Genomic DNA, 19,445 nt, shown 5'->3' on the forward strand with positions numbered 1-19,445 from the left:
GTAATCTCATTGGCCTTATGTTATCAAGTGAAGAAGTACACTATTTTTTAAAACTGAATAAAGTATTAGAGGACCCGAATATACTTGTTGATTTAAGCCAGAAAAGGAATCGTTTGGAACTAATTTCCATACAAGATAGGGACCATAAATTCAGAATGGACATCACTACTAATCCAAAAATAGTACTGAAGGCTACTATTCATCATTTTGAAACCAATTCCTATTTGGGGCTTATGCGGATTGACTTTCGTGGTAGGCATAAAAACCCAGAAGAAGTACTCGATACTTTACCTGAAAAGTTGAAACGTTTTAGAGGCAAATGGTTTGATATTGATGAACCTCATATGCACGTATTCGTTGAAGATTATTCCGACTTGGCCTGGGCGGTTCCTCTTAGTGAAACTAATTTTGGGATTCAGGAAATCAAAGAAATGTCTGACATATGTGATTTAATACGTAATTTCGCTAAAGAAATAAATTTAACTTCTGAGCTGTTTATACAACAAGCAATACTGTGAACTGGGTAAATACATATGTCGATGAGTACTATCGCTGGTTACGTCAGAAAACCGTAATTCAGGAGGGTGATTATTCTGAATGGGTTCTAATTGATACCCCTTTCCTTGGTGCTTTCAATGATACGATAGAGATTTACGCTAAAAAAAACGGTGCATACATTACTTTGAGCGATAATGGGGAAACTCTTAATAATTTAGAGCTTCAAGGCCTTCATTTCCAAGGCTCCAAAAAAAGAAGAAGTATTTTGGATTCTATTTTGGTTAACCATGGTGTTAAATTAGTCGAGGATGAATTACTGTTGGAAACCCATTTCGATAACTTCTCCCAGTCGAAACATAACTTCCTAAATGCCATTATTGAAATCAATGATTTGTACGTTTTATCGCAGCATAACGTTGCGGGAATCTTTAAAGAAGATGTTCGTGCCTTCCTTGATAAAAATGGATTGATTTACACTCCTGATTTTATCTCCAAGGGTACTACAGGTTTGGAGTTTACTTTTGACTTTCAAATCGCTCAAAGGAATAAAGAGGTTGTGATTAAATCATTTAATACAATTAACAAGTCCAATTTACCCAACTTTCTTTTCTCTTGGGATGACATAAAACCCGTTAGAGAAAAGGTTACGAAAAAAGAGGTAAAGGCCATTGCCTTTATAAATGATGTTGCAAAGGAAGTTAAAAAGGAGTTTTTGGATGCACTGACTTCAAGAGATGCCGAATATATTTTGTGGACCGAGCGAAATACTGAGGAGAATCTCAGATTACTATCCGCAGCATAAATTGATGAAACATTTCCCATCCTCTAAAACATGTAATCATGTTTTACTTTTAGGGTATACTTAATTATTAAATCGTATATGAGGTCCCCAAAGCCCCCATTTTCCGTGGTAATGTTTTAAAATAAACAAGACCCTAAAAATAAAACATTATATTTGTCTTATAACTCTTAAAGACAATGAAACTATTTTTTTATTCCCGCATTTCATCAGTGACCCAAAGTGCTAATAGGCAGTTAAATAATTTTAAAAAGGTTCCAGGATATGATTCTGGAGCGGTATATATTGATAAGGTGCAGGGGAACGTTCCATTTCTGGAGAGACCTGAGGCCCAAAAGCTATTTGACTTGGTAACGACCCGCCAAGGTGAGGAAGAAATTACGGTCGTTATTGATAGTATCGATAGGCTGGGAAGGAATTTAATCGATGTACTCCATACAATTGAGAGGTTCACTGAGAACAATATCAACATTCAATCTCTAAAGGAAGGCTTTCAAACTCTTATTGGTGGTAAAGAGAATCCTATTGCGAAGGTGGTAGTAAGTGTAATGGGTTCTATTGCGGAGATGGAGAGAAATAGGATTAAAGAACGTACAAAAGAAGGGATTGAAATAGCTAAAGCTAAGGGTAAGTTCAAGGGAAGAAAACCAGGGTCACAACAAAGTGAAAAACGCCTCCTTGAACGGCATCCTATAATTGTTCAGAAATTAAAAAAGGGTCTTTCCTATAGGGAAATATCAGGTATTACGGGGAAAAGTACAGCCACCATAGCCAAGGTGAAGAAAGTATTGGAGAAAAGAGAATACATTTCCAAGTAAATTTTTAAGATATACAGCAAAGCCAGCATCTGCTGACCTTACTGTATAGATTGTAAGTATCCTTAGATTTAAACAAGCCCTTTCTCTTTGTTTAGGATAATAGCCTGAACAATAGTCCAAGTTTGTAAATCCATGGTGTGGTTCTGTGGAAGATTAAGGTTACATCTCATAATTGCCATAATCTGTAATAAATCCTTCATTTCATCTAAGGTGGTCCATTCTTTCAAAGCAAGATGAATGGGTAATGCCCAGAAGGTAGTATTACTTATAGTCCTCTTCTCATTCACATCAGTGCCATTAATGTAACGGTCAACATTTTTATCTTTTACGCAGCGGATTAACCCGTCCTCAATCCACCATATTCCTATCTTTAAATTAAACATATTTTATAATTTTATTTATTCAAATATGTTACATCTTCTTATAACAGACAATGAAAAAATGAGTTTTTTTAAGCATAAATACCTGAGTAACAATATATTACCCACTAAAAAAAATTAGTGTTTTTTTTGTAAATCTATCCATCAGGATATTTATTCGTTGTATATCAGTCCTTTATATCTCACTTGTAAGATTAGCTATCGTATTTATATCCTCTAAGAATTGGTTCGATATCATAAAAGTACCCGCTACTAGCAAAGACAAGGCTTCACAGAAATGTGAAGCCTTTTTTATTTTATGATGGCTGTGGCGCAAATGCTATATTTTTCAGAGCCTCTTCTTATTTGAATTACCAAAACTTGTCAAAGCTAAAATTTGATAGTACTTTGCATTCAAACCCCCTCATTACCATGAAAAAACCACCTATTCCTGAAAACGATCTGGAGCGTATTCATGAAGTCTATAAATATGATTCTGATAACACCTTAGAAGAATCAGATCTTGATTTTTTGAGTGCCATGGCGGCAGAAATCTGCAATACCAACAGTGCATTAATTACTCTCATTGCTAAAGAAAAACAATGGATTAAATCTTCTTATGGAATGAAATTAGAGGTGCGGGAGTTCCCGAGGGAATTCACCTTTTGTGCCCACACCATAAATAATCCGCAGGAAGTTACAGTAGTTCCGGATGCCAGGAATGATGAACGTTTTAAACATAATCCTTTTGTCACGGCTGAAGATCCCGTTATATTTTATTCGGGAGTTCCTTTAGTTAACAGTAATGGATATGCCCTGGGTACTATTTGTGCCATAGACAGCAAGCCTAAACAATTAAATAAGGAGCAGGAAAATAAACTTCAACTGCTGGCCAGGCAGGTGATAAAGCTGCTTGAGCTGCGCCGGAAAACTAAATCTTTGGAGGATACCAACAAAAGCCTTAATCGTATTAATAACAGGTTCCAATATGTGACTGCAGGAACAGAAACCGGAATTTTTGAATGGGACACGCTCAGTAATTCTATCAGTTTTAACAAGGAATGGTGGAATATCACCGGATATTCAGGAAACGGCGAGGAGGAGGAAGACATCCAATTCTGGAAAAAACGGGTGCACAAAGAGGATCTTGAGAAACTGTACAAAAGTCTGGCGCAGAATTTTGAAAACAGAAAACGATTTAAATTTCAATTTCGGCTAAGACATTTTAAAGGCCACTATATATGGATCAATGTTAGAGGAAGGTTTTCCTTACCCGAGGAGAATCAAAAATCTACGCGTATGTATGGAATCCTTCAGGAAATAACCGATACTAAAAAGAAGGAGTATGAAATTTTGTATAGAAAAAAGCTTCTGGATGCTCTTTATGAACTATCCCCAATAGGAATTTCGCTCAATGATTTTGAAACAGGAGCTTTCCTTGAGGTAAATGAAAAGCTGTTGGAACCTACAGGTTATACCAGGGAGGAATTTTTAAGCCTTAGTTACTGGGATGTCACTCCAAAAGATTATGAGGTAGAAGAAGCGGAACAAATTGAATCACTTAATGAAACTGGCTCATATGGACCTTATGAGAAGGAATATGTGAAAAAGAACGGGGAAAGATATCCTGTGGTTCTCAGCGGAATATTAGTAAAAGATATAGACGGAAATAAAAAGATATGGAGCTTTATAGAAGATATTTCTGAACGAAAAAAGGATGAACAAATTAAAACTAAGAGACTTAAACGAATTGAAGAACTTTTAAGTGTAACCAATGGGCAAAATGAACGCCTGAAGAATTTTGCTCATATCGTTTCTCACAACCTCAGGTCCCATTCCGGTGCGATTGGGATGCTGGTAAACTTTTTAGAAGAGGAAAATGCCTCTCTTCAAGACAATGAAACTTTTAAACACCTGCAAAATGCCACGCAAAATCTAAATGCTACAATTGACGATTTAAATGAAGTTGTTGAAGTTAATTTATCAGAAAGCGTCCAGTTACGTGAGATAGAAGTAGGGCCGGTTGTAGAAAATACCATTGAAAGTGTTTACGCCCTCGCGGGGGCCAATGAGACCTCTGTTAAAATTGATCTTGAGCCAGATCTAAAAATCATGGGAGTGCGATCTTATCTGGAAAGTATTATTCTTAATTTCGTTACGAACGGCATAAAATATCGCTCCCCGCACAGTACAAGCTTTGTAAAAATAACCGGGGCCAGAAAAGGGAAGTTGACCATCCTCAAATTTGAGGATAATGGATTGGGAATCGATTTGCAGCGTCATGGGAAAGGATTATTTCAAATGTATAAAACCTTCCATAAACATAAAGATTCTCGGGGAATAGGACTATTTATAAGTAAAAATCAAATAGAAGCCATGAACGGTTCTGTGCATGTGGAAAGTGAAGTGGGGAAAGGAACCACTTTCACTGTTTCCCTTCCAAATGAAAAAGGTTGATCTTACCAGGAGGGGTTGAGGGCTCCAGGAAACAATATACTACAAAATTATAGAGAGCCTGAATGTGAAAGTAAGTTGATCGGAATTAGATTATGAGTAAAGGTTCCCAATTTTTTCTTACTTTAAAGAACAAAACAGCCGGTTATGGAAAAAGGGAAAAAATCACCACAGAACAATGTGTTGCTAAAAGTTCCTGTAAGAATTAGGTATGAAGTGCTTCAAAAATACCTTCAGGAGAAGCTTGTTGGCGAAAAGATCAAGACCGCGGATAAAGCTGGCGATGTTACCAATTATGCCGAGATTTTAGGAGCTTCCTTGGGAAGATCTCAGGATGAAAATTATGATTTGGTTCTCAACGTAGAATTTAAAACCCTCACTTCGCTCTTTAAGAATAAAAAAAGCAGTTTCCTGGTCTATCTCATTATTGGTTTTGATAGAAAAGAGCAGGCAATTGAGATAATAGATTATAAACTGGAAGGCACCGGTAAAAACTGGTTTATCAACAAATCACTGCAGGCTTTAGCGAATACTTTTTTATACGAAAAGCTAAAGAAAAAGATGAATTTTGATTTTGACCCACTTATTAGCAAGCAGCTGGAACAGGTAAATAATAAACTGGCTAACCGGTTACAAGTGGCAGATGCGGTTCTTCTTTCGGGGCACTTAAACACTTTCAGAATTGATGAGATCCTTCCTGCACAAAGCCATTTGATTATAAATGTGATGGTAGAAGGAAGTGCTGTGGTAGAGATTTCAGAAATGAGTTTTTAACTGCTTTTTCAGGTTCTTCTGAAAGTATTTCTGAAGTAAGTATTCAAAAATGACATTTTAGCACGACTTTCTAAAGAATAAAACCTAGAATACATAATTTCCCAGGTTTTCTCTCTTCAGAAGTTCGAAAAATGACTTCAAGAGTTACTTATTTGATCTTTCTGGAAATATTGCACTCCTAAAATACCGGTTTATCGGTAAATCTTAATTTCTTAGTTATTATAAAATCGAATTTGGGCTTGAAATTTTCCCGCTGCCTGTCGAAAAAGGACATTTTCCATGCTTTTTCTGATTCGAGATTTGTGGCAAGGTGTTTGTCCGGGTATAGACTAACAATAAAAAGACTATTATGCTTAAGATGAAAAAATTCGCAAGTTTTCTACTATTTTTCACCATTTTAGGAACTGTTGCAGCTTCGGCGCAAATCTCGCAGCCACAGCCACAGCAGCAACAAAAGGTTGAAGTAAGCGACGGTGAATTAGAGAAGTTTGCAAATGCTTTTCAGGGAATTAGAATGATCACGCAACAAGCGCAACAGGAAATGATGACAGTTGTGCAGAAAAGTGGGATGAATGTGGAAAAATTCAACAAAATTCAGCAGGCTTCCATGAATCCGGAAACAACAGTGGAGGCGACTTCTGAAGAAAAAGCAAAACATAAAGAAATAGCTGCAGAGCTTGAAGATATGCAAATGGGATACCAGGAGCAAATGCAGGAGGTGATCGAAGAGCAGGATTTAACGCTTCAAAGATATGAGCAAATTGCTATGGGACTACAAAATGACCCCGAACTTCAGGAAAGACTAAAAGCAATTTTCCAGGGATAAGAAAGATCCTGATATAAGATTTTAAAAAAGGTGGCTTTATGTCACCTTTTTTTGTGCGCAAAACTTTCGAATTCATTTAAATCTAAAGATCCAAAAACCAGGATGAACTATATCTTTTTGATAAAAATAGACACGGAATTAAAGTAATTGAGTCGCTTCAGGAAATTTTAAACAGATTATTTAAATTAGCGATCCTAAAACGACAACCTATGACTCAAATTTCAAAAGTACTCTTTGCATTATTGCTTGTGGGAATAATTTCTCCCAAAGTAAACGCACAGGAGGTAACACAAAACAATCAACAGGATTTTTCCGAATTCATGGATCGCAGCGGAAACATGTACAGGGCTGCATCTGGAAAACCAGGTCCCGCATACTGGCAAAACGAAGCCGATTATGATATTGAGGTGACTCTGGATGATGAGGCGCACACCATTACCGGTAGCATCACGGTGGAATACACCAACAATTCTCCCCAAGAACTTGAATTCATCTGGATGTATCTCGAGCAAAACCGCTTTACCGAAACTTCCCGCGGAACGCTCACCACACCTATTGGAGGAAACCGTTACAATGGTGATATTGATGGCGGATATGAAATCTCGAATTTACAGGCCAAGGTAAAGCGCAGTACTTCTTCAAAATATTTAATAAGCGATACGCGCATGCAGGTCTTTTTTGACAGACCTATTCCTGCAAAGGGAGGAAAAGCAAGCGTTTCTATGGATTTTACCTATAAAATTCCGGTAGAAGGAATGGATCGCATGGGCCGCCTGGAGGTGGAAGATGGAACTATTTATGCCATGGCACAATGGTTTCCGCAGGTAGCTGTTTTTGATGACGTGGAAGGCTGGAATGTGGAGCCTTACCTGGGAGCCGGCGAGTTTTACTATGACTATGGAACGTTTGATTATAAAGTCACTGCGCCATGGGATCATATCGTGGTAGGATCTGGAGAGTTGCAGAATCCTCGGCAGGTGCTTTCCAGTAAAGTCCGTGAGCGAATGGAAATGGCTTCAAAAAGCGATACTACAGTTTATCTTATTAAGCCAGAAGAGGTAAATGATCCTTCCATTCGGGCGAAACAGGAGGGAACCCTTACCTGGCATTATAAAATAGAAAATTCAAGAGACGTTGCTTTCGGTTCTTCCAGTGCATTTATCTGGGATGCTGCAAAGATTGACCTTCCCAGCGGTAAAAAAGCCATAGCGCAATCTGCTTATCCAAAGGAAAGTGATGGTGATAGCGCCTGGGGCAGGTCTACAGAGTATTCAAAGGCATCTATAGAATATTATTCAGAAAAATGGTTTGAATATCCCTGGCCTTCTGCGGTGAATGTCGCTGCGGAAATAGGTGGAATGGAATACCCGGGGCTCAACTTTTGCTCCTGGAAAAGTACAGGTGAAGGCCTATGGGGCGTGACAGATCATGAATTTGGGCACAACTGGTTTCCAATGATCGTGGGCAGCAATGAGCGTCGCTACGCCTGGATGGATGAAGGTTTTAATACCTTTATTAATCATTACAGTACCTTAGATTTCAATAATGGAGAATATCCTTCCCGTTTGAACGAGACCAGAAGGATGAATACCTGGTATGAAAATCCAAGCCGTGAAGGGATAAATACATATCCCGATGTTACCAACCTTCGCAATTTAGGAATGGTAGCGTATTATAAGCCTGCTGTAGGTTTGTTCTTACTGCGCGAATATATTCTTGGGGAGGAGCGATTTGATAATGCTTTCCGAAGTTATATTGCCACATGGGCTTTTAAACACCCGCAACCAAAAGATTTCTTCAATCACATGGAAAATGTGGGAGGAGAAAACCTGTCATGGTTCTGGCAGGGCTGGTTCTACGGAACAGGAAATATTGACATTTCTGTAGATAACGTGCAGCCGTACCAGGGCAATTATGTGATAAGCGTCACGAATAATGGAGATATGCCTATGCCGGTGGTGCTGGAAGTTACTTATGACGATGGCTCTCAGGAAACGTTAAGACTTCCGGTAGAGATATGGCAGCGTGGAGATACCTGGCATCATTTACTAAGAACCGATAAGCAGGTGCAAAGCGTAGAGATGGATCCTGAAAAAATCCTTCCCGATGTAAATTTCTCTAATGATTCCTGGCCAAATTCCCAGTATCAGGATTAAAAAAATCAGAAAGTGAAAATAAGAAGGGAGCCAAAAATGTCATTTTTGGCTCCCTTTTTTTTGTAAATATTTTTTTAATTCCGAAAAAGTTGCTTTTCCTTGATCATGGCCGTGGTGGTCTCCGGAAGCATATTTTCCCAGCCCGATTTTCCTTCCACGATCATTTGATGGACCTCTCTTGAATAGATGTCCAGGATCTCGGGATCAAAATCTGTAATGTCTACCACGCGCCCGTTATCTTTAAAATACTGAAAGAGTTCTTTCATCCTTGGATGAACTTTAAGATTATCGCTGGTGGTTATTTCTCCTGTGTCAGGGTTTTTGAGCGGGTACAGATAAATTTTAAGACTCTTGAAGAACAGTTTCCCAAAAGCTTCCAAAATTCCGCCGCTCAGGTGTCGGTAGTATTTTTCATCAAAAATGTCAATAAAAGTGTTCACTCCCATGGTGAGTCCCATTCGCTCCTTGGTGTGCTGCGAGAAATATTCAACTACCTTATAATATTCCTGGAAGTTGGAGATCATGACAGTTTGCCCCAAAGAACCTAAAAGATCTGCGCGGTCAAGGAAATCTTTTTCATCAATTTCACCTTCCGCTTTAAGATTTGAAAGCGTAATCTCGAAAATCACCACTGTTCTGTCTTTTTCAACTTTTCTTTCATTCAGGAAAAGTTCCAGAGACTTTTTATACATGCTCATGTTCACCTTGGTTACCGGCCGAAAGCTTCCGCGTAGAGTGAGTATATTTTTCTTGTAAAGTACACTGGCCGGCAGTACGTTATTGCCATCTGGTGCGAACATTACAGCTTCGGTCATGCCATTTTTCACTAGTTGCAGGCTCATGAGCCTGTTGTCTACCTTTTCGAAAAGAGGACCGGTAAAGTTGATGGTATCTATTTCAAGATCATCATGATTGATGTGGTCGTAAAGATTCCTTAGCAGCTGCTTTGGGTTATCGTAATTGTAAAAGGCCTCATAAATGAGGTTTACTCCCAGTTTTCCCAGTGTGTCCTGCTGCTGGGCAGCCGAATTTTCATGAAACTGAATATGGAGCAGGATTTCACTGTATTCCTGTTCTGGGTGTACCTGGAATCTTATGCCCAGCCAGCCGTGACCTTTGTACTTCTTGGCGAAATCTATGGTGGCTACAGTATTGGCATAGCTAAAAAATAATTTATCGGGATGTTTATCTCGTTTTAGCCTTTCTTCTATCAGGCGGGTTTCAGTAGAAAGCATGCTAAGCAATCGTGCTTCGGTAACGTATCTTCCCTGTGGTTCCAGGCCGTAAATCGCGTCACTGAAGTCCTTGTCGTAAGCGCTCAGAGTTTTAGCAATGGTGCCTGAAGCTCCTCCGGCACGAAAAAAATTCCGAACCGTTTCCTGTCCTGCGCCTATCTCGGCAAAGGTGCCGTAAATACTTTCATTAAGGTTTATTCGAAGTGCTTTATTTTTAATGGAAGGAGTGGTGTCAAAATCCTGGTCTCCATGTAAGTTTCTAGGCATAAAAGGGGTTTGTTGTTAGAAATGTAAAGTTAAAAACTTACAGCTTATCTACCGCGACTTTGTAGCTTGGATCCTCTAAAATGTTTACTTCAATAATAGCGTCGGCTTTGCTTAACAATCTTCGGCAATCTTCACTTAAGTGTCTTAAATGTAGTTTTTTACCTTGTTTGGCGTAGCGTTCTGTCAATTTGTTTACCGCTTCAATGCCAGACATGTCTACGATACGGCTTTCAGAAAAATCGATGATTACTTCATCTGGATCGTTAAGGACATCAAATTTGTCATTGAAGGCCTGTACACTTCCGAAGAAGAGCGGCCCGTACATTTCATAATGTTTTATTCCGTCTGCATCTAAGTTTTTACGCGCACGAATTCTTTTTGCATTGTCCCAGGCGAATACCAGCGCCGAAATGATCACCCCAACCAATACTGCCAATGCAAGATTGTGAAGGAAGATCGTTACCAGGGTCACGAGTACCATTACCAGTACATCGGACTTTGGCATTCTTCGGAAGGTTTTTAGACTCGCCCACTCAAAGGTTCCTACGGCAACCATGATCATAACACCGGTAAGTGCGGCCATTGGTAAAAGTTCAATAACATCTGCAGCAAACATGATAAATACCAGGAGCATAACGGCCGCTACAATGCCCGAAAGTCTTGCCCGTGCTCCCGAAGAAACATTGATCAAACTTTGTCCCAGCATGGCGCAACCACCCATTCCCGAAAAGAAGCCCGAAAGCACATTTGCAGTTCCCTGAGCGACACATTCTTTATTGCCTCGCCCGCGAGATTCAGTGATTTCATCAACAATATTAAGCGTAAGCAAACTTTCTATCAATCCAACTCCGGCCATAATGGCTGCATAGGGAAAAATGAGTGCCAGCGTTTCCCAGCTTACTGGAACCATGGGAATGTGGAATGGAGGAAAGCCTCCCTTTATAGAGGCCATATCGCCTACAGATTTGGTATCTATTCCTAAAAAAGCTACCAGTGCGAATACTGTAAGTATGGCAACTAAATTTGCGGGAACTGCTTTGGTTAATCTAGGAAGCCCAACAATAATAACAATGGTGATCGCTACTAACCCAAGTAGAATGTAAAGCGGTTCTCCCGTCATCCATACCAGTTCGCCGGCAGCATTGGTGGTCTTAAACTGATCGAGCTGAGACATAAAAATGATGATAGCCAAACCATTTACAAATCCAAAGATCACCGAATGTGGTACCAGCCGTATTAATTTTCCCAGCCGCAGTACGCCGGCCAGTAACTGGATTAACCCAGCCAGGATGACGGTGGCGAAAATATACTCAGGGCCATGTGAAATTGATAAGCCAACAATGACGACAGCAACGGCTCCTGTTGCGCCCGAGATCATTCCCGGCCGTCCTCCTAAAATAGAGGTTACAAGCCCCATTACAAAAGCAGCATATAGGCCTGTAAGTGGAGAAAGACCTGCGATCATTGCAAAAGCGACAGCTTCGGGAATTAAAGCGAGTGCCACGGTAAGCCCGGCCATGATTTCCAGCTTGTAATCTACTTTTTGAGAGAAATCGAAAAGGTTTAAATACTTTTTCATCTTTTTGAGTTATTATAAAATGTGTGAGAACAGAGGTGACCTGTCTTCAGTTGATATTAAACGGTTATTGGGAAATTTGGGTAAGGGAAGCAGCCGGACTTTCAGGGCGGAGTAATCAAAGATGATAATATATTGCTTCCGTGCTTCATAAGAGCGGGCAAAAGTATAAAAATATTTTTAAAACCTGTGGATTCCTTTTCAGAATAAAGCTGATCTTATTTAATATTTTTCAGCTCAAATAGAAACTTCAATAATCTATTTTTGCGCTCAGTTTTTTTCTTCTGAAGATAGTACGATAAGCCTGTTTTTTAGAAACATACCTGAAAAACCCATTTTTCGAACAATGTATTCCAGGGTTTCCACTTTGTAGAAAAAAACGTGCGTGAGATCATTTTTGTAATTCCATTTTGCGAAGTCAAGTTCGGGGGAATAGAGATTTGTCATGCAATAAATCTTTCCGTTGGGTAGAAGCAGGTCTTTCAACTTCTCAAATTCCTGCCGAGGATGGTGAAAATGTTCAATCACCTCGCAACAAACTATAAAATCATACTGCTGCTCAAGAAGATTTTCATCATTCTTAAAAAAGGGATCATACGGTGAAATATTAAAATTTCTCTCTCGTAACATTTTTGTGATTACTGGGCCGGGACCGGCACCATAATCAAGCCCTGAAGGTTTTTTGCCCTTAAAATCTTTTGCAACAGCATTTACAAGAGGGGAGACAAATCTTTGGTAACTTTTATCATTTACATCATTATGATGAAGTTTATATCTCGCCAGTTCCTTTTTGGGAGGGGGCAAAAATGCTGTAGGTACAAAAATGCCTTTGCAGATTTCACATTCCAGGAATTCCCGGTTTTTCGTAGAAAAGAAATGTTGAGCCAATCCGTTGCATAGGGGGCAGCTTTCTATCATGCGTAAAATTTGGTTCAAATTAGGAAATTGAAGGTAATGTATCAGTGGGTATTTCAAAAAGATTAAAAACAATATTAATTTCGAAAAGGTTTAGGAGAGCCTTTTTAAATGGAATATCTTTGTAAAAAATGAGATTATGTCGCATAAAGCCGGTTTTGTAAACATTATTGGGAATCCCAATGTGGGGAAATCCACCCTTATGAATGCTTTTGTGGGAGAGAAACTTTCCATTATCACTTCCAAAGCACAAACTACCCGTCATAGAATTTTAGGAATTGTGAACGGGGACGATTTCCAGGTGATCTTAAGTGATACGCCGGGAATCATCAAACCGGCCTACCAGCTGCAGGAATCGATGATGGACTTCGTAAAATCTGCTTTTGAAGATGCAGATGTGCTGGTCTATATGGTAGAAATTGGTGAAAAAGCCTTAAAAGACGAGGCGTTTTTTAATAAGATCATACATTCTGAAATACCGGTTCTTTTACTGCTGAACAAGATCGACAAATCTCATCAGGAACAGCTTGAAGAGCAGGTGCAGCTGTGGAAGGATAAAGTTCCCAATGCCGAAATTTATCCGGTTTCTGCTTTGGAAGGTTTTAATGTTTCCGAAGTTTTTAGCCGTATTGTAGAACTTTTGCCAGAATCTCCTGCTTTTTATCCCAAGGACACGCTGACCGATAAGCCCGAACGTTTCTTTGTGAACGAGATCATTCGCGAAAAGATCCTGATGCACTACAAGAAGGAAATTCCTTACAGTGTAGAAATCGAAACTGAAGAATTTTTTGAGGAAGAAGAGATCATAAGGATGCGAAGTGTGATCATGGTAGAGCGGGAAACCCAGAAGGGGATCATTATTGGGCACAAAGGTGCCGCTTTAAAAAGAGTGGGAGTGGAAGCCCGTGGCGATCTTGAAAAATTCTTCGGAAAACAGGTGCACCTGGAACTGTATGTAAAAGTCAACAAGAACTGGCGCAGTGATTCGCGACAGTTAAGAAGGTTTGGCTATAACGACCGCAAGGCTTAGAGAAGAAGATTCCGAAAATAGGATAGAAAATGCCATTTTTGGATCTCTATTACGAGGATTATCCACGACCGATTTCAGCATAAATAAAATCATTTTAAGTCTCACATCTCAAGCCTTATATCTTAAATTAAAAAAGCCTAATTTTGCGCCGTAATTTAAGTAAAGGAATATGAGTAGCATTGTTGCCATTGTAGGAAGGCCAAATGTAGGGAAATCAACATTTTTTAACAGGTTGATTCAGCGAAGGGAAGCCATTGTGGATTCTGTAAGCGGGGTAACCCGGGACCGTCATTACGGTAAAACGGACTGGAATGGAAGAAATTTTTCTGTCATTGATACCGGTGGATATGTTGTGGGAAGTGATGACGTTTTTGAAGCCGAAATAGATAAGCAGGTAGAACTTGCCATTGAAGAGGCAGATGCTATTATTTTTATGGTTGATGTGGAAGCGGGTGTAACACCTATGGATGAAGAGGTGGCGCAGTTGTTGAGAAAATCACGGAAACCTGTTTTTCTTGCAGTGAACAAGGTTGACAACTCCAAAAGACTTGAAAACGCCGTTGAATTCTATTCTCTGGGACTTGGGAAATATTATCCCATTGCAAGTACCAGTGGAAGTGGTACCGGTGATCTTCTGGATGCCTTAATAGACGGGTTGCCTGAAAAGCCTGAAGAGGAGGAAACAGAATTGCCCCGCTTTGCTGTGGTGGGTCGCCCTAATGCCGGGAAATCTTCATTCATAAATGCTCTTATTGGAGAAGACCGCTATATTGTAACAGATATTGCGGGAACTACAAGAGATTCCATTGATACAAAATACAATCGCTTTGGTTTTGAATTTAATCTTGTGGACACTGCGGGAATCAGGAGAAAGTCTAAGGTGAAGGAAGACCTGGAATTTTATTCTGTCATGCGATCTGTTCGTGCAATTGAGCACTGTGATGTTTGTTTGATCGTTATGGATGCTACACGTGGATTTGACGGCCAGGTTCAGAATATTTTCTGGCTGGCGCAGCGAAACCGCAAGGGAATTGTGATCCTGGTAAACAAATGGGATTTGATCGATAAGGAGACCAACACCATGAAGGAATATGAAAAAACTATTCGCCGGGAGATGGAGCCTTTTGTGGATGTTCCTATCATTTTCATGTCAGTGCTAACAAAACAGCGCATTTTCAAGGCAATTGAAACTGCTGTTGAGGTGTACCAGAACAGGAGCAAAAAGATCAAGACCAGCGAACTCAATGATATCATGTTGCCTATTATTGAGGCTTATCCGCCGCCGGCTTACAAAGGAAAATATGTAAAGATCAAGTTCTGTATGCAATTGCCTACCCCGCAGCCGCAATTTGCTTTTTTCTGTAATTTGCCTCAATATGTCAAGGAACCCTATCAGCGGTTCCTGGAGAACAAACTTAGGAAGGAATTTAATTTCACCGGAGTGCCGGTTTCAGTTTATTTCAGAAAAAAATAAGAAGCATTAAACTTTTTTGAAAAGATTAGGTCAAACTATAAAGTAGTTGCAACTATTTTTATAGTTTTATAACCTCATCTTAACAAAACCTTTTAATGAAATTCTTTCTATCCCTCTTCCTTGGCCTGCTTTCATATGCAGCTGCCGCACAACAATTTGAAATAACCGGTAAAATCGTAGATCAGGAGGAAGGCTTTCCGCTGGAGTCGGCTACCATATTTGTAGAAAGGATTGCAGACAGTTCTCTTGTTGCATATACAATCTCAGATAAGGAAGGAAATTTTAGTATTGAGGGTTCAGAAAATGTAGATTCCTTGCGCCTTGCAGGTAGTTATGCAGGCTACATGCCTCTTAACCGCGTCATCTCCCTTGATCGCCGTATAATTGATTTGGGACCTGTAGAAATGCAGGTGGCTACCAATCTTCTGGGAGAAGTTACCGTTGTTTCCAATAGGGCTCCCGTAACTGTAAAGTCTGATACACTGGAATTCAACGCCGCATCGTTTAACACCCGGCAAAATGCCAACCTGGAGGATGTCATGAAAAAGCTCCCGGGGGTGGAGGTAGATTCACAGGGAAATATTACCGTGAACGGAAAACCTGTTTCGAGAATTCTCGTAAATGGAAAAGAATTTTTTGGAGACGATCCTAAAATAGCCACCAAAAACCTTCCGAAGGAAATAATTGATAAGATACAGGTGGTCGATACTAAGACCAAAACCGAAGAATTCACCGGGAAAGCCGGGAATCCCGATGATAAAACTATCAATATAACCATACAGGAAGATAAGAACCGGGGCTATTTTGCGCGGGCAACTGCTGGTGGCGGGACCGATGAACGCTATGAACTAAGCGGAATAGGGAATTACTTTCAGGATGAACTAAGGGTAAGCGCCCTGGCAAGTTCCAACAACATCAACAGTTCGGGTTTTAGTTTTGATGAAGTCTATGATATGATGGGGCGCGGGGGAGTGAACAGGATGTCATTTAACGGCAACGGCGGTTTCAGCATCAACGGCCAGAGTTTTGGTACAGGCGGCGGAATTACGAAAAGTGAAACAGCAGGATTAAATTTCACTAATGAATGGGATGAAAAATTTGAAGTAAATGCCAATTATTTCTTCGGAAAGAATGACACTGAAACCAGTTCAATTGTAGAACGCGAAACCTTTTTGCCAGACAGGAATTTCTTTACAAATTCTGTTTCCGAAGGAAATGTGGTGAATGACAGCCATAGGGCAAATCTAAGATTTGAATTCGAACCAGATACTCTTACCCGAATTTCGGTAAGGCCTGCAATTCAAATCAACGACGGGTTTTCTGTGAGATCTCAGGTTTCCGAGAGTCTTGAAAATGGCAATTTGATTAACAATTCAGCAACCCAGGATAATGAGGATATTTACAGCAGCAACTTTAGCAACAGGATAGACATAATTAGAAGATTTGGGGGCCGCGGAGCCTACCTTCAACTGGATTTCGAAAACACAAACAACCTCCAGGAAAATGAAAACAGGTTCTTTTCTGAAAGAATGACCTATGAAAATGGCATTTTGGAGAGTACAGATATTCGAAATCAGTTTATTGAAGAAGAAAACCAAACAGATGAATATTCCCTGGGCCTTACCCAACGTTCTGTGCTGGCAGATAAATTGTTCCTTGACCTTTCTTACGAATTTAATACTGAAAATTCCAATAACGAGCGAGCGGTCTATGATTTCGATGAAAGTACCGGTGAGTACTCCAATTTTAACCAGGATCTAAGTAACGCTTTTGAAGTAAAAAGTATCAAGCATATTCCTAATGCCGGACTTAATTATGAGGGCAGCAAATGGCGTACCTCTTTAAACGTTGGTTTGCTAAATACTTCTCTTAAAACCGAAAATTTTATTGCAGAAACCTCTTTGGATAAGAACTACAACAACCTTTACGTGAGTTCCAATGTGCGTTATGAGATAAAAAGAGGGAGCAGTTTGTACCTCTACTATCGAAATGATACAGACATTCCTTCAGTGAGGCAATTACAACCCGTGGAAGATATTACGAATCCTACAAATATTATTATTGGAAATCCAGATCTTGACCCTGCTTTTTCACACCGTTTCAATCTGGGATACCATAATTTTGATTTTGCCACCCGAAGCGGGATAAGTACCTATGCATCTGTTTCCTTTACCGAGGATGACGTAGTCCCTTATACCATTACAGGAGAAGATCTCTTAAGTGTTACTACATACACAAATGTAGATGGAGGTGTAGACGCAAACCTTGGTGCATCCTACAGTAAAAGATATAAAAAGCAGGAGCGGGAGTTTAGTTACAGGCTGGGAGCAAATGTAAACTATAGTCGCCAGGTAGGTTTTTCTAACACAAGAAAGTTCAATGCAGATCGTTATGGTTTCCGCCCAAGTATTCGGTTAGGATATACCCTAAATGAAATTATTGAATTGAATCCGCGGTATGAACTCAACTATGTTTTAACTAATTATGACATTAACATGAACAGAGAAGAGGAGTACACTAACCACACAATAGGCGTTGAGGCTACTTCCTACTGGCCCGAAAATGTGGTTTTTGGGAATGATTTTTCGTACAATTACTTCGGAAATGTAGCCCCTGGATTCGATCCAACCGCAATTTTATGGAACATGAGTCTTGGTTACCAGTTTCTTGATGAAGATGCCACCCTAAAGCTGAAAGTCTACGACCTGCTGAATGAAAACGTAAGCACCTCCAGAACTACGGGAGATAATTATGTGCAGGATACCCAGGAGCTTATCCTGGAACAGTATTTTATGCTAAGTTTCACACTGAAGTTAAGCAAGTTTGGAGGAAAAGATCCCAACAGACGTCGCGGCGGGGTTATTAGAATGTAATTCCAGGTACGAGGGTAGAAAGTAGAAGTAAAAGAGAAAAGAAAGCCTCTCAAAAATGCCATTTTTGAGAGGCTTTCTTTTTACATATATTCTATATAATTGAGCGTGTTTGAATCGCAAACCTTGAACTTTGAACCAAGAACCTCTAACCTCTACTCTTACCATCCCCCGCCGGCACCGCCGCCGCCAAAACCACCGCCACCGAAGCCACCGCCAAATCCGCCGCCTCCACCGAAGCCGCCTCCACCACCAAAGCCACCGCCGCCGCCAAAACCTCCACGGCCCAGGCTGCTTAATACGATGATATCCAGCAAGGAACCGCCTCTTCGGAAGCCGCCACGGCCTCCGCCTCTTTTATTACGGTTGCTTAAGATAACCAGGAAGATGATAAAGAGAATGGCCAGGACGATAAAGCCCGGCGAAGAGCCTTCTCTGCTACGATTTCTTCCGGAGCCTTCAAAAGCACCGCTCAGCGCCTGAAAAATAGCTGTGGTGCCCTGGTCGAGTCCGCTATAGTAGTCGCCCTTTCTAAATTCAGGTAAAATAATATTTTCAGTAATGTCCCAGGAAATGGCATCGGTAATATAACTTTCCACGCCGTAGCCTGTACTTATCTGTATTTTGCGGTCTTCTTCAGCAAGCATGATCAGGACGCCGTTATCTTTATCTTCCTGCCCAATTCCCCATTTATCACCCCAGTCTGCAGCGTAGGTGCCTATATATTCTCCCTGCAAAGATTCAATGGTGACGATGACGATTTGTGTTGAGGTGGTATCTGCGTAGTTGATCAGCTTTTGTTCCAGGCTTCTTTCTTCGGAGTCGCTCAACACGTCGGCTTCGTCATAGACACTTGTCTGACTCGACGGGCGGGGAGGAATGTCCCGTTGTGCATTGACTGCAAAGGCAGTTAAAATTAAAAGTACACTTAAAAACCGCTGAATATATAGCATTCCTTACCTTGATATTTTGTCAGAAAGTTCATTTTTGTCCCCTTCTTCCCAGGGAAAATGTTCCTGTAGCTGGTGGCCGGCCTTTAAAATGCCGTCCACTAAACCCTGTTTGAAATTGCCCTTTTTGAATTGGGAGACGATCGCATCTTTGGTGCTTTCCCAGAAATCTTGGGGCACCACATCGTTGATCCCTTTGTCGCCGTAAATGATAAAGTTTCTGTCTTCTACAGCAACGTAGATAAGCACGCCATTGGCTTCTTTGGTGTTGTCCATCTTAAGAAGGTGGAAAACTTCCATAGCGCGTTTCCAAATATCTCCTTTGCTGGATTTTTCAAGGTGCACCCGTATTTCTCCCGAAGTTTTTAACTCGGCAGTTCTTATGGCTTCCACCACTTCCTCTTCTTCCTGTTTGGAAAGAAACTCGTCTACTTTAGCCATTTT

Annotated in this window: 16 protein-coding genes; 10 read left to right on the forward strand and 6 right to left on the reverse strand. The window is 40.3% G+C overall.

What is annotated here, in order from left to right:
* The first annotated feature begins 17 nt into the window (after window positions 1-17).
* The 3 genes from ACOV1Q_RS04580 to ACOV1Q_RS04590 all read left to right on the forward strand — a co-directional run bounded on the left by ACOV1Q_RS04580 (window position 18) and on the right by ACOV1Q_RS04590 (window position 2,115).
* The gene (locus ACOV1Q_RS04580; RefSeq protein ID WP_424493183.1) at window positions 18-518 is read left to right on the forward strand and encodes a DUF6978 family protein; all 501 of its coding nucleotides are present in this window, start codon (window positions 18-20) and stop codon (window positions 516-518) included.
* Window positions 515-1,300 (forward strand): DUF1828 domain-containing protein, encoded by a 786-nt coding sequence (locus ACOV1Q_RS04585; RefSeq protein ID WP_424493184.1) that lies wholly within the window; start codon window positions 515-517, stop codon window positions 1,298-1,300. The genes ACOV1Q_RS04580 and ACOV1Q_RS04585 overlap by 4 nt, the downstream gene beginning before the upstream one ends.
* A 176-nt stretch (window positions 1,301-1,476) precedes the next feature.
* Window positions 1,477-2,115: a recombinase family protein gene (locus ACOV1Q_RS04590; RefSeq protein ID WP_424493185.1), complete on the forward strand. Its 639-nt coding sequence runs from the start codon at window positions 1,477-1,479 to the stop codon at window positions 2,113-2,115.
* Window positions 2,116-2,183: 68 nt separating this feature from the next.
* On the opposite strand, the gene ACOV1Q_RS04595 is transcribed toward ACOV1Q_RS04590, so the two are convergent.
* Window positions 2,184-2,498, reverse strand: a complete 315-nt coding sequence (locus ACOV1Q_RS04595) for a hypothetical protein (protein WP_424493186.1) — start codon at window positions 2,496-2,498, stop codon at window positions 2,184-2,186.
* 408 nt (window positions 2,499-2,906) lie between these two features.
* Here ACOV1Q_RS04595 and ACOV1Q_RS04600 point away from each other — a divergent pair, with 408 nt between their 5' ends.
* The 4 genes from ACOV1Q_RS04600 (at window position 2,907) to ACOV1Q_RS04615 (ending at window position 8,684) form a co-directional block, all read left to right on the forward strand.
* Window positions 2,907-4,931 carry a GAF domain-containing sensor histidine kinase gene (locus tag ACOV1Q_RS04600; protein ID WP_424493187.1) on the forward strand — a complete coding sequence of 675 codons (2,025 nt, stop codon included), beginning with the start codon at window positions 2,907-2,909 and terminating at the stop codon, window positions 4,929-4,931.
* A 144-nt stretch (window positions 4,932-5,075) separates the two neighbouring features.
* Window positions 5,076-5,702, forward strand: coding sequence for a DUF4403 family protein (locus ACOV1Q_RS04605; protein ID WP_424493188.1), 627 nt, complete (start codon window positions 5,076-5,078; stop codon window positions 5,700-5,702).
* 349 nt (window positions 5,703-6,051) lie between these two features.
* A complete protein-coding gene (locus tag ACOV1Q_RS04610; protein ID WP_424493189.1) occupies window positions 6,052-6,528 on the forward strand; it encodes a DUF4168 domain-containing protein in 477 nt (158 codons plus the stop codon).
* Window positions 6,529-6,737: 209 nt separating this feature from the next.
* Window positions 6,738-8,684: a M1 family metallopeptidase gene (locus tag ACOV1Q_RS04615; protein WP_424493190.1), complete on the forward strand. Its 1,947-nt coding sequence runs from the start codon at window positions 6,738-6,740 to the stop codon at window positions 8,682-8,684.
* 74 nt (window positions 8,685-8,758) lie between these two features.
* On the opposite strand, the gene ACOV1Q_RS04620 is transcribed toward ACOV1Q_RS04615, so the two are convergent.
* From ACOV1Q_RS04620 to ACOV1Q_RS04630, 3 genes are all read right to left on the reverse strand, one after another.
* On the reverse strand, window positions 8,759-10,186 hold the full coding sequence (locus tag ACOV1Q_RS04620; RefSeq protein ID WP_424493191.1) for a TonB-dependent receptor: 1,428 nt from the start codon (window positions 10,184-10,186) through the stop codon (window positions 8,759-8,761).
* 37 nt (window positions 10,187-10,223) lie between these two features.
* A complete protein-coding gene (locus tag ACOV1Q_RS04625; RefSeq protein ID WP_424493192.1) occupies window positions 10,224-11,765 on the reverse strand; it encodes a SulP family inorganic anion transporter in 1,542 nt (513 codons plus the stop codon).
* A gap of 267 nt (window positions 11,766-12,032) precedes the next feature.
* The gene (locus ACOV1Q_RS04630) at window positions 12,033-12,680 is read right to left on the reverse strand and encodes a class I SAM-dependent methyltransferase (protein ID WP_424493193.1); all 648 of its coding nucleotides are present in this window, start codon (window positions 12,678-12,680) and stop codon (window positions 12,033-12,035) included.
* Between the two features lie 136 nt (window positions 12,681-12,816).
* Between ACOV1Q_RS04630 and era the strand changes: the two genes are divergently transcribed.
* The 3 genes from era to ACOV1Q_RS04645 all read left to right on the forward strand — a co-directional run bounded on the left by era (window position 12,817) and on the right by ACOV1Q_RS04645 (window position 18,054).
* Window positions 12,817-13,707 (forward strand): GTPase Era, encoded by an 891-nt coding sequence (gene era, locus ACOV1Q_RS04635; RefSeq protein WP_424493194.1) that lies wholly within the window; start codon window positions 12,817-12,819, stop codon window positions 13,705-13,707.
* A 169-nt stretch (window positions 13,708-13,876) separates the two neighbouring features.
* A complete protein-coding gene (gene der, locus ACOV1Q_RS04640) occupies window positions 13,877-15,181 on the forward strand; it encodes a ribosome biogenesis GTPase Der (RefSeq protein WP_424493195.1) in 1,305 nt (434 codons plus the stop codon).
* 95 nt (window positions 15,182-15,276) lie between these two features.
* Window positions 15,277-18,054 carry an outer membrane beta-barrel protein gene (locus tag ACOV1Q_RS04645; protein WP_424493196.1) on the forward strand — a complete coding sequence of 926 codons (2,778 nt, stop codon included), beginning with the start codon at window positions 15,277-15,279 and terminating at the stop codon, window positions 18,052-18,054.
* Between the two features lie 158 nt (window positions 18,055-18,212).
* Here the strand turns inward: ACOV1Q_RS04645 and ACOV1Q_RS04650 are convergent, their stop codons facing one another.
* Both ACOV1Q_RS04650 and ACOV1Q_RS04655 read right to left on the reverse strand, forming a co-directional pair.
* On the reverse strand, window positions 18,213-19,004 hold the full coding sequence (locus ACOV1Q_RS04650) for a TPM domain-containing protein (RefSeq protein WP_424493197.1): 792 nt from the start codon (window positions 19,002-19,004) through the stop codon (window positions 18,213-18,215).
* Window positions 19,005-19,007: 3 nt separating this feature from the next.
* Complete coding sequence (locus ACOV1Q_RS04655; RefSeq protein ID WP_424493198.1) at window positions 19,008-19,442, reverse strand: TPM domain-containing protein; 435 nt, start codon at window positions 19,440-19,442, stop codon at window positions 19,008-19,010.
* Window positions 19,443-19,445: the final 3 nt, after the last annotated feature.

This window comes from Salinimicrobium maris (assembly GCF_049680855.1).
Classification (GTDB): domain Bacteria; phylum Bacteroidota; class Bacteroidia; order Flavobacteriales; family Flavobacteriaceae; genus Salinimicrobium.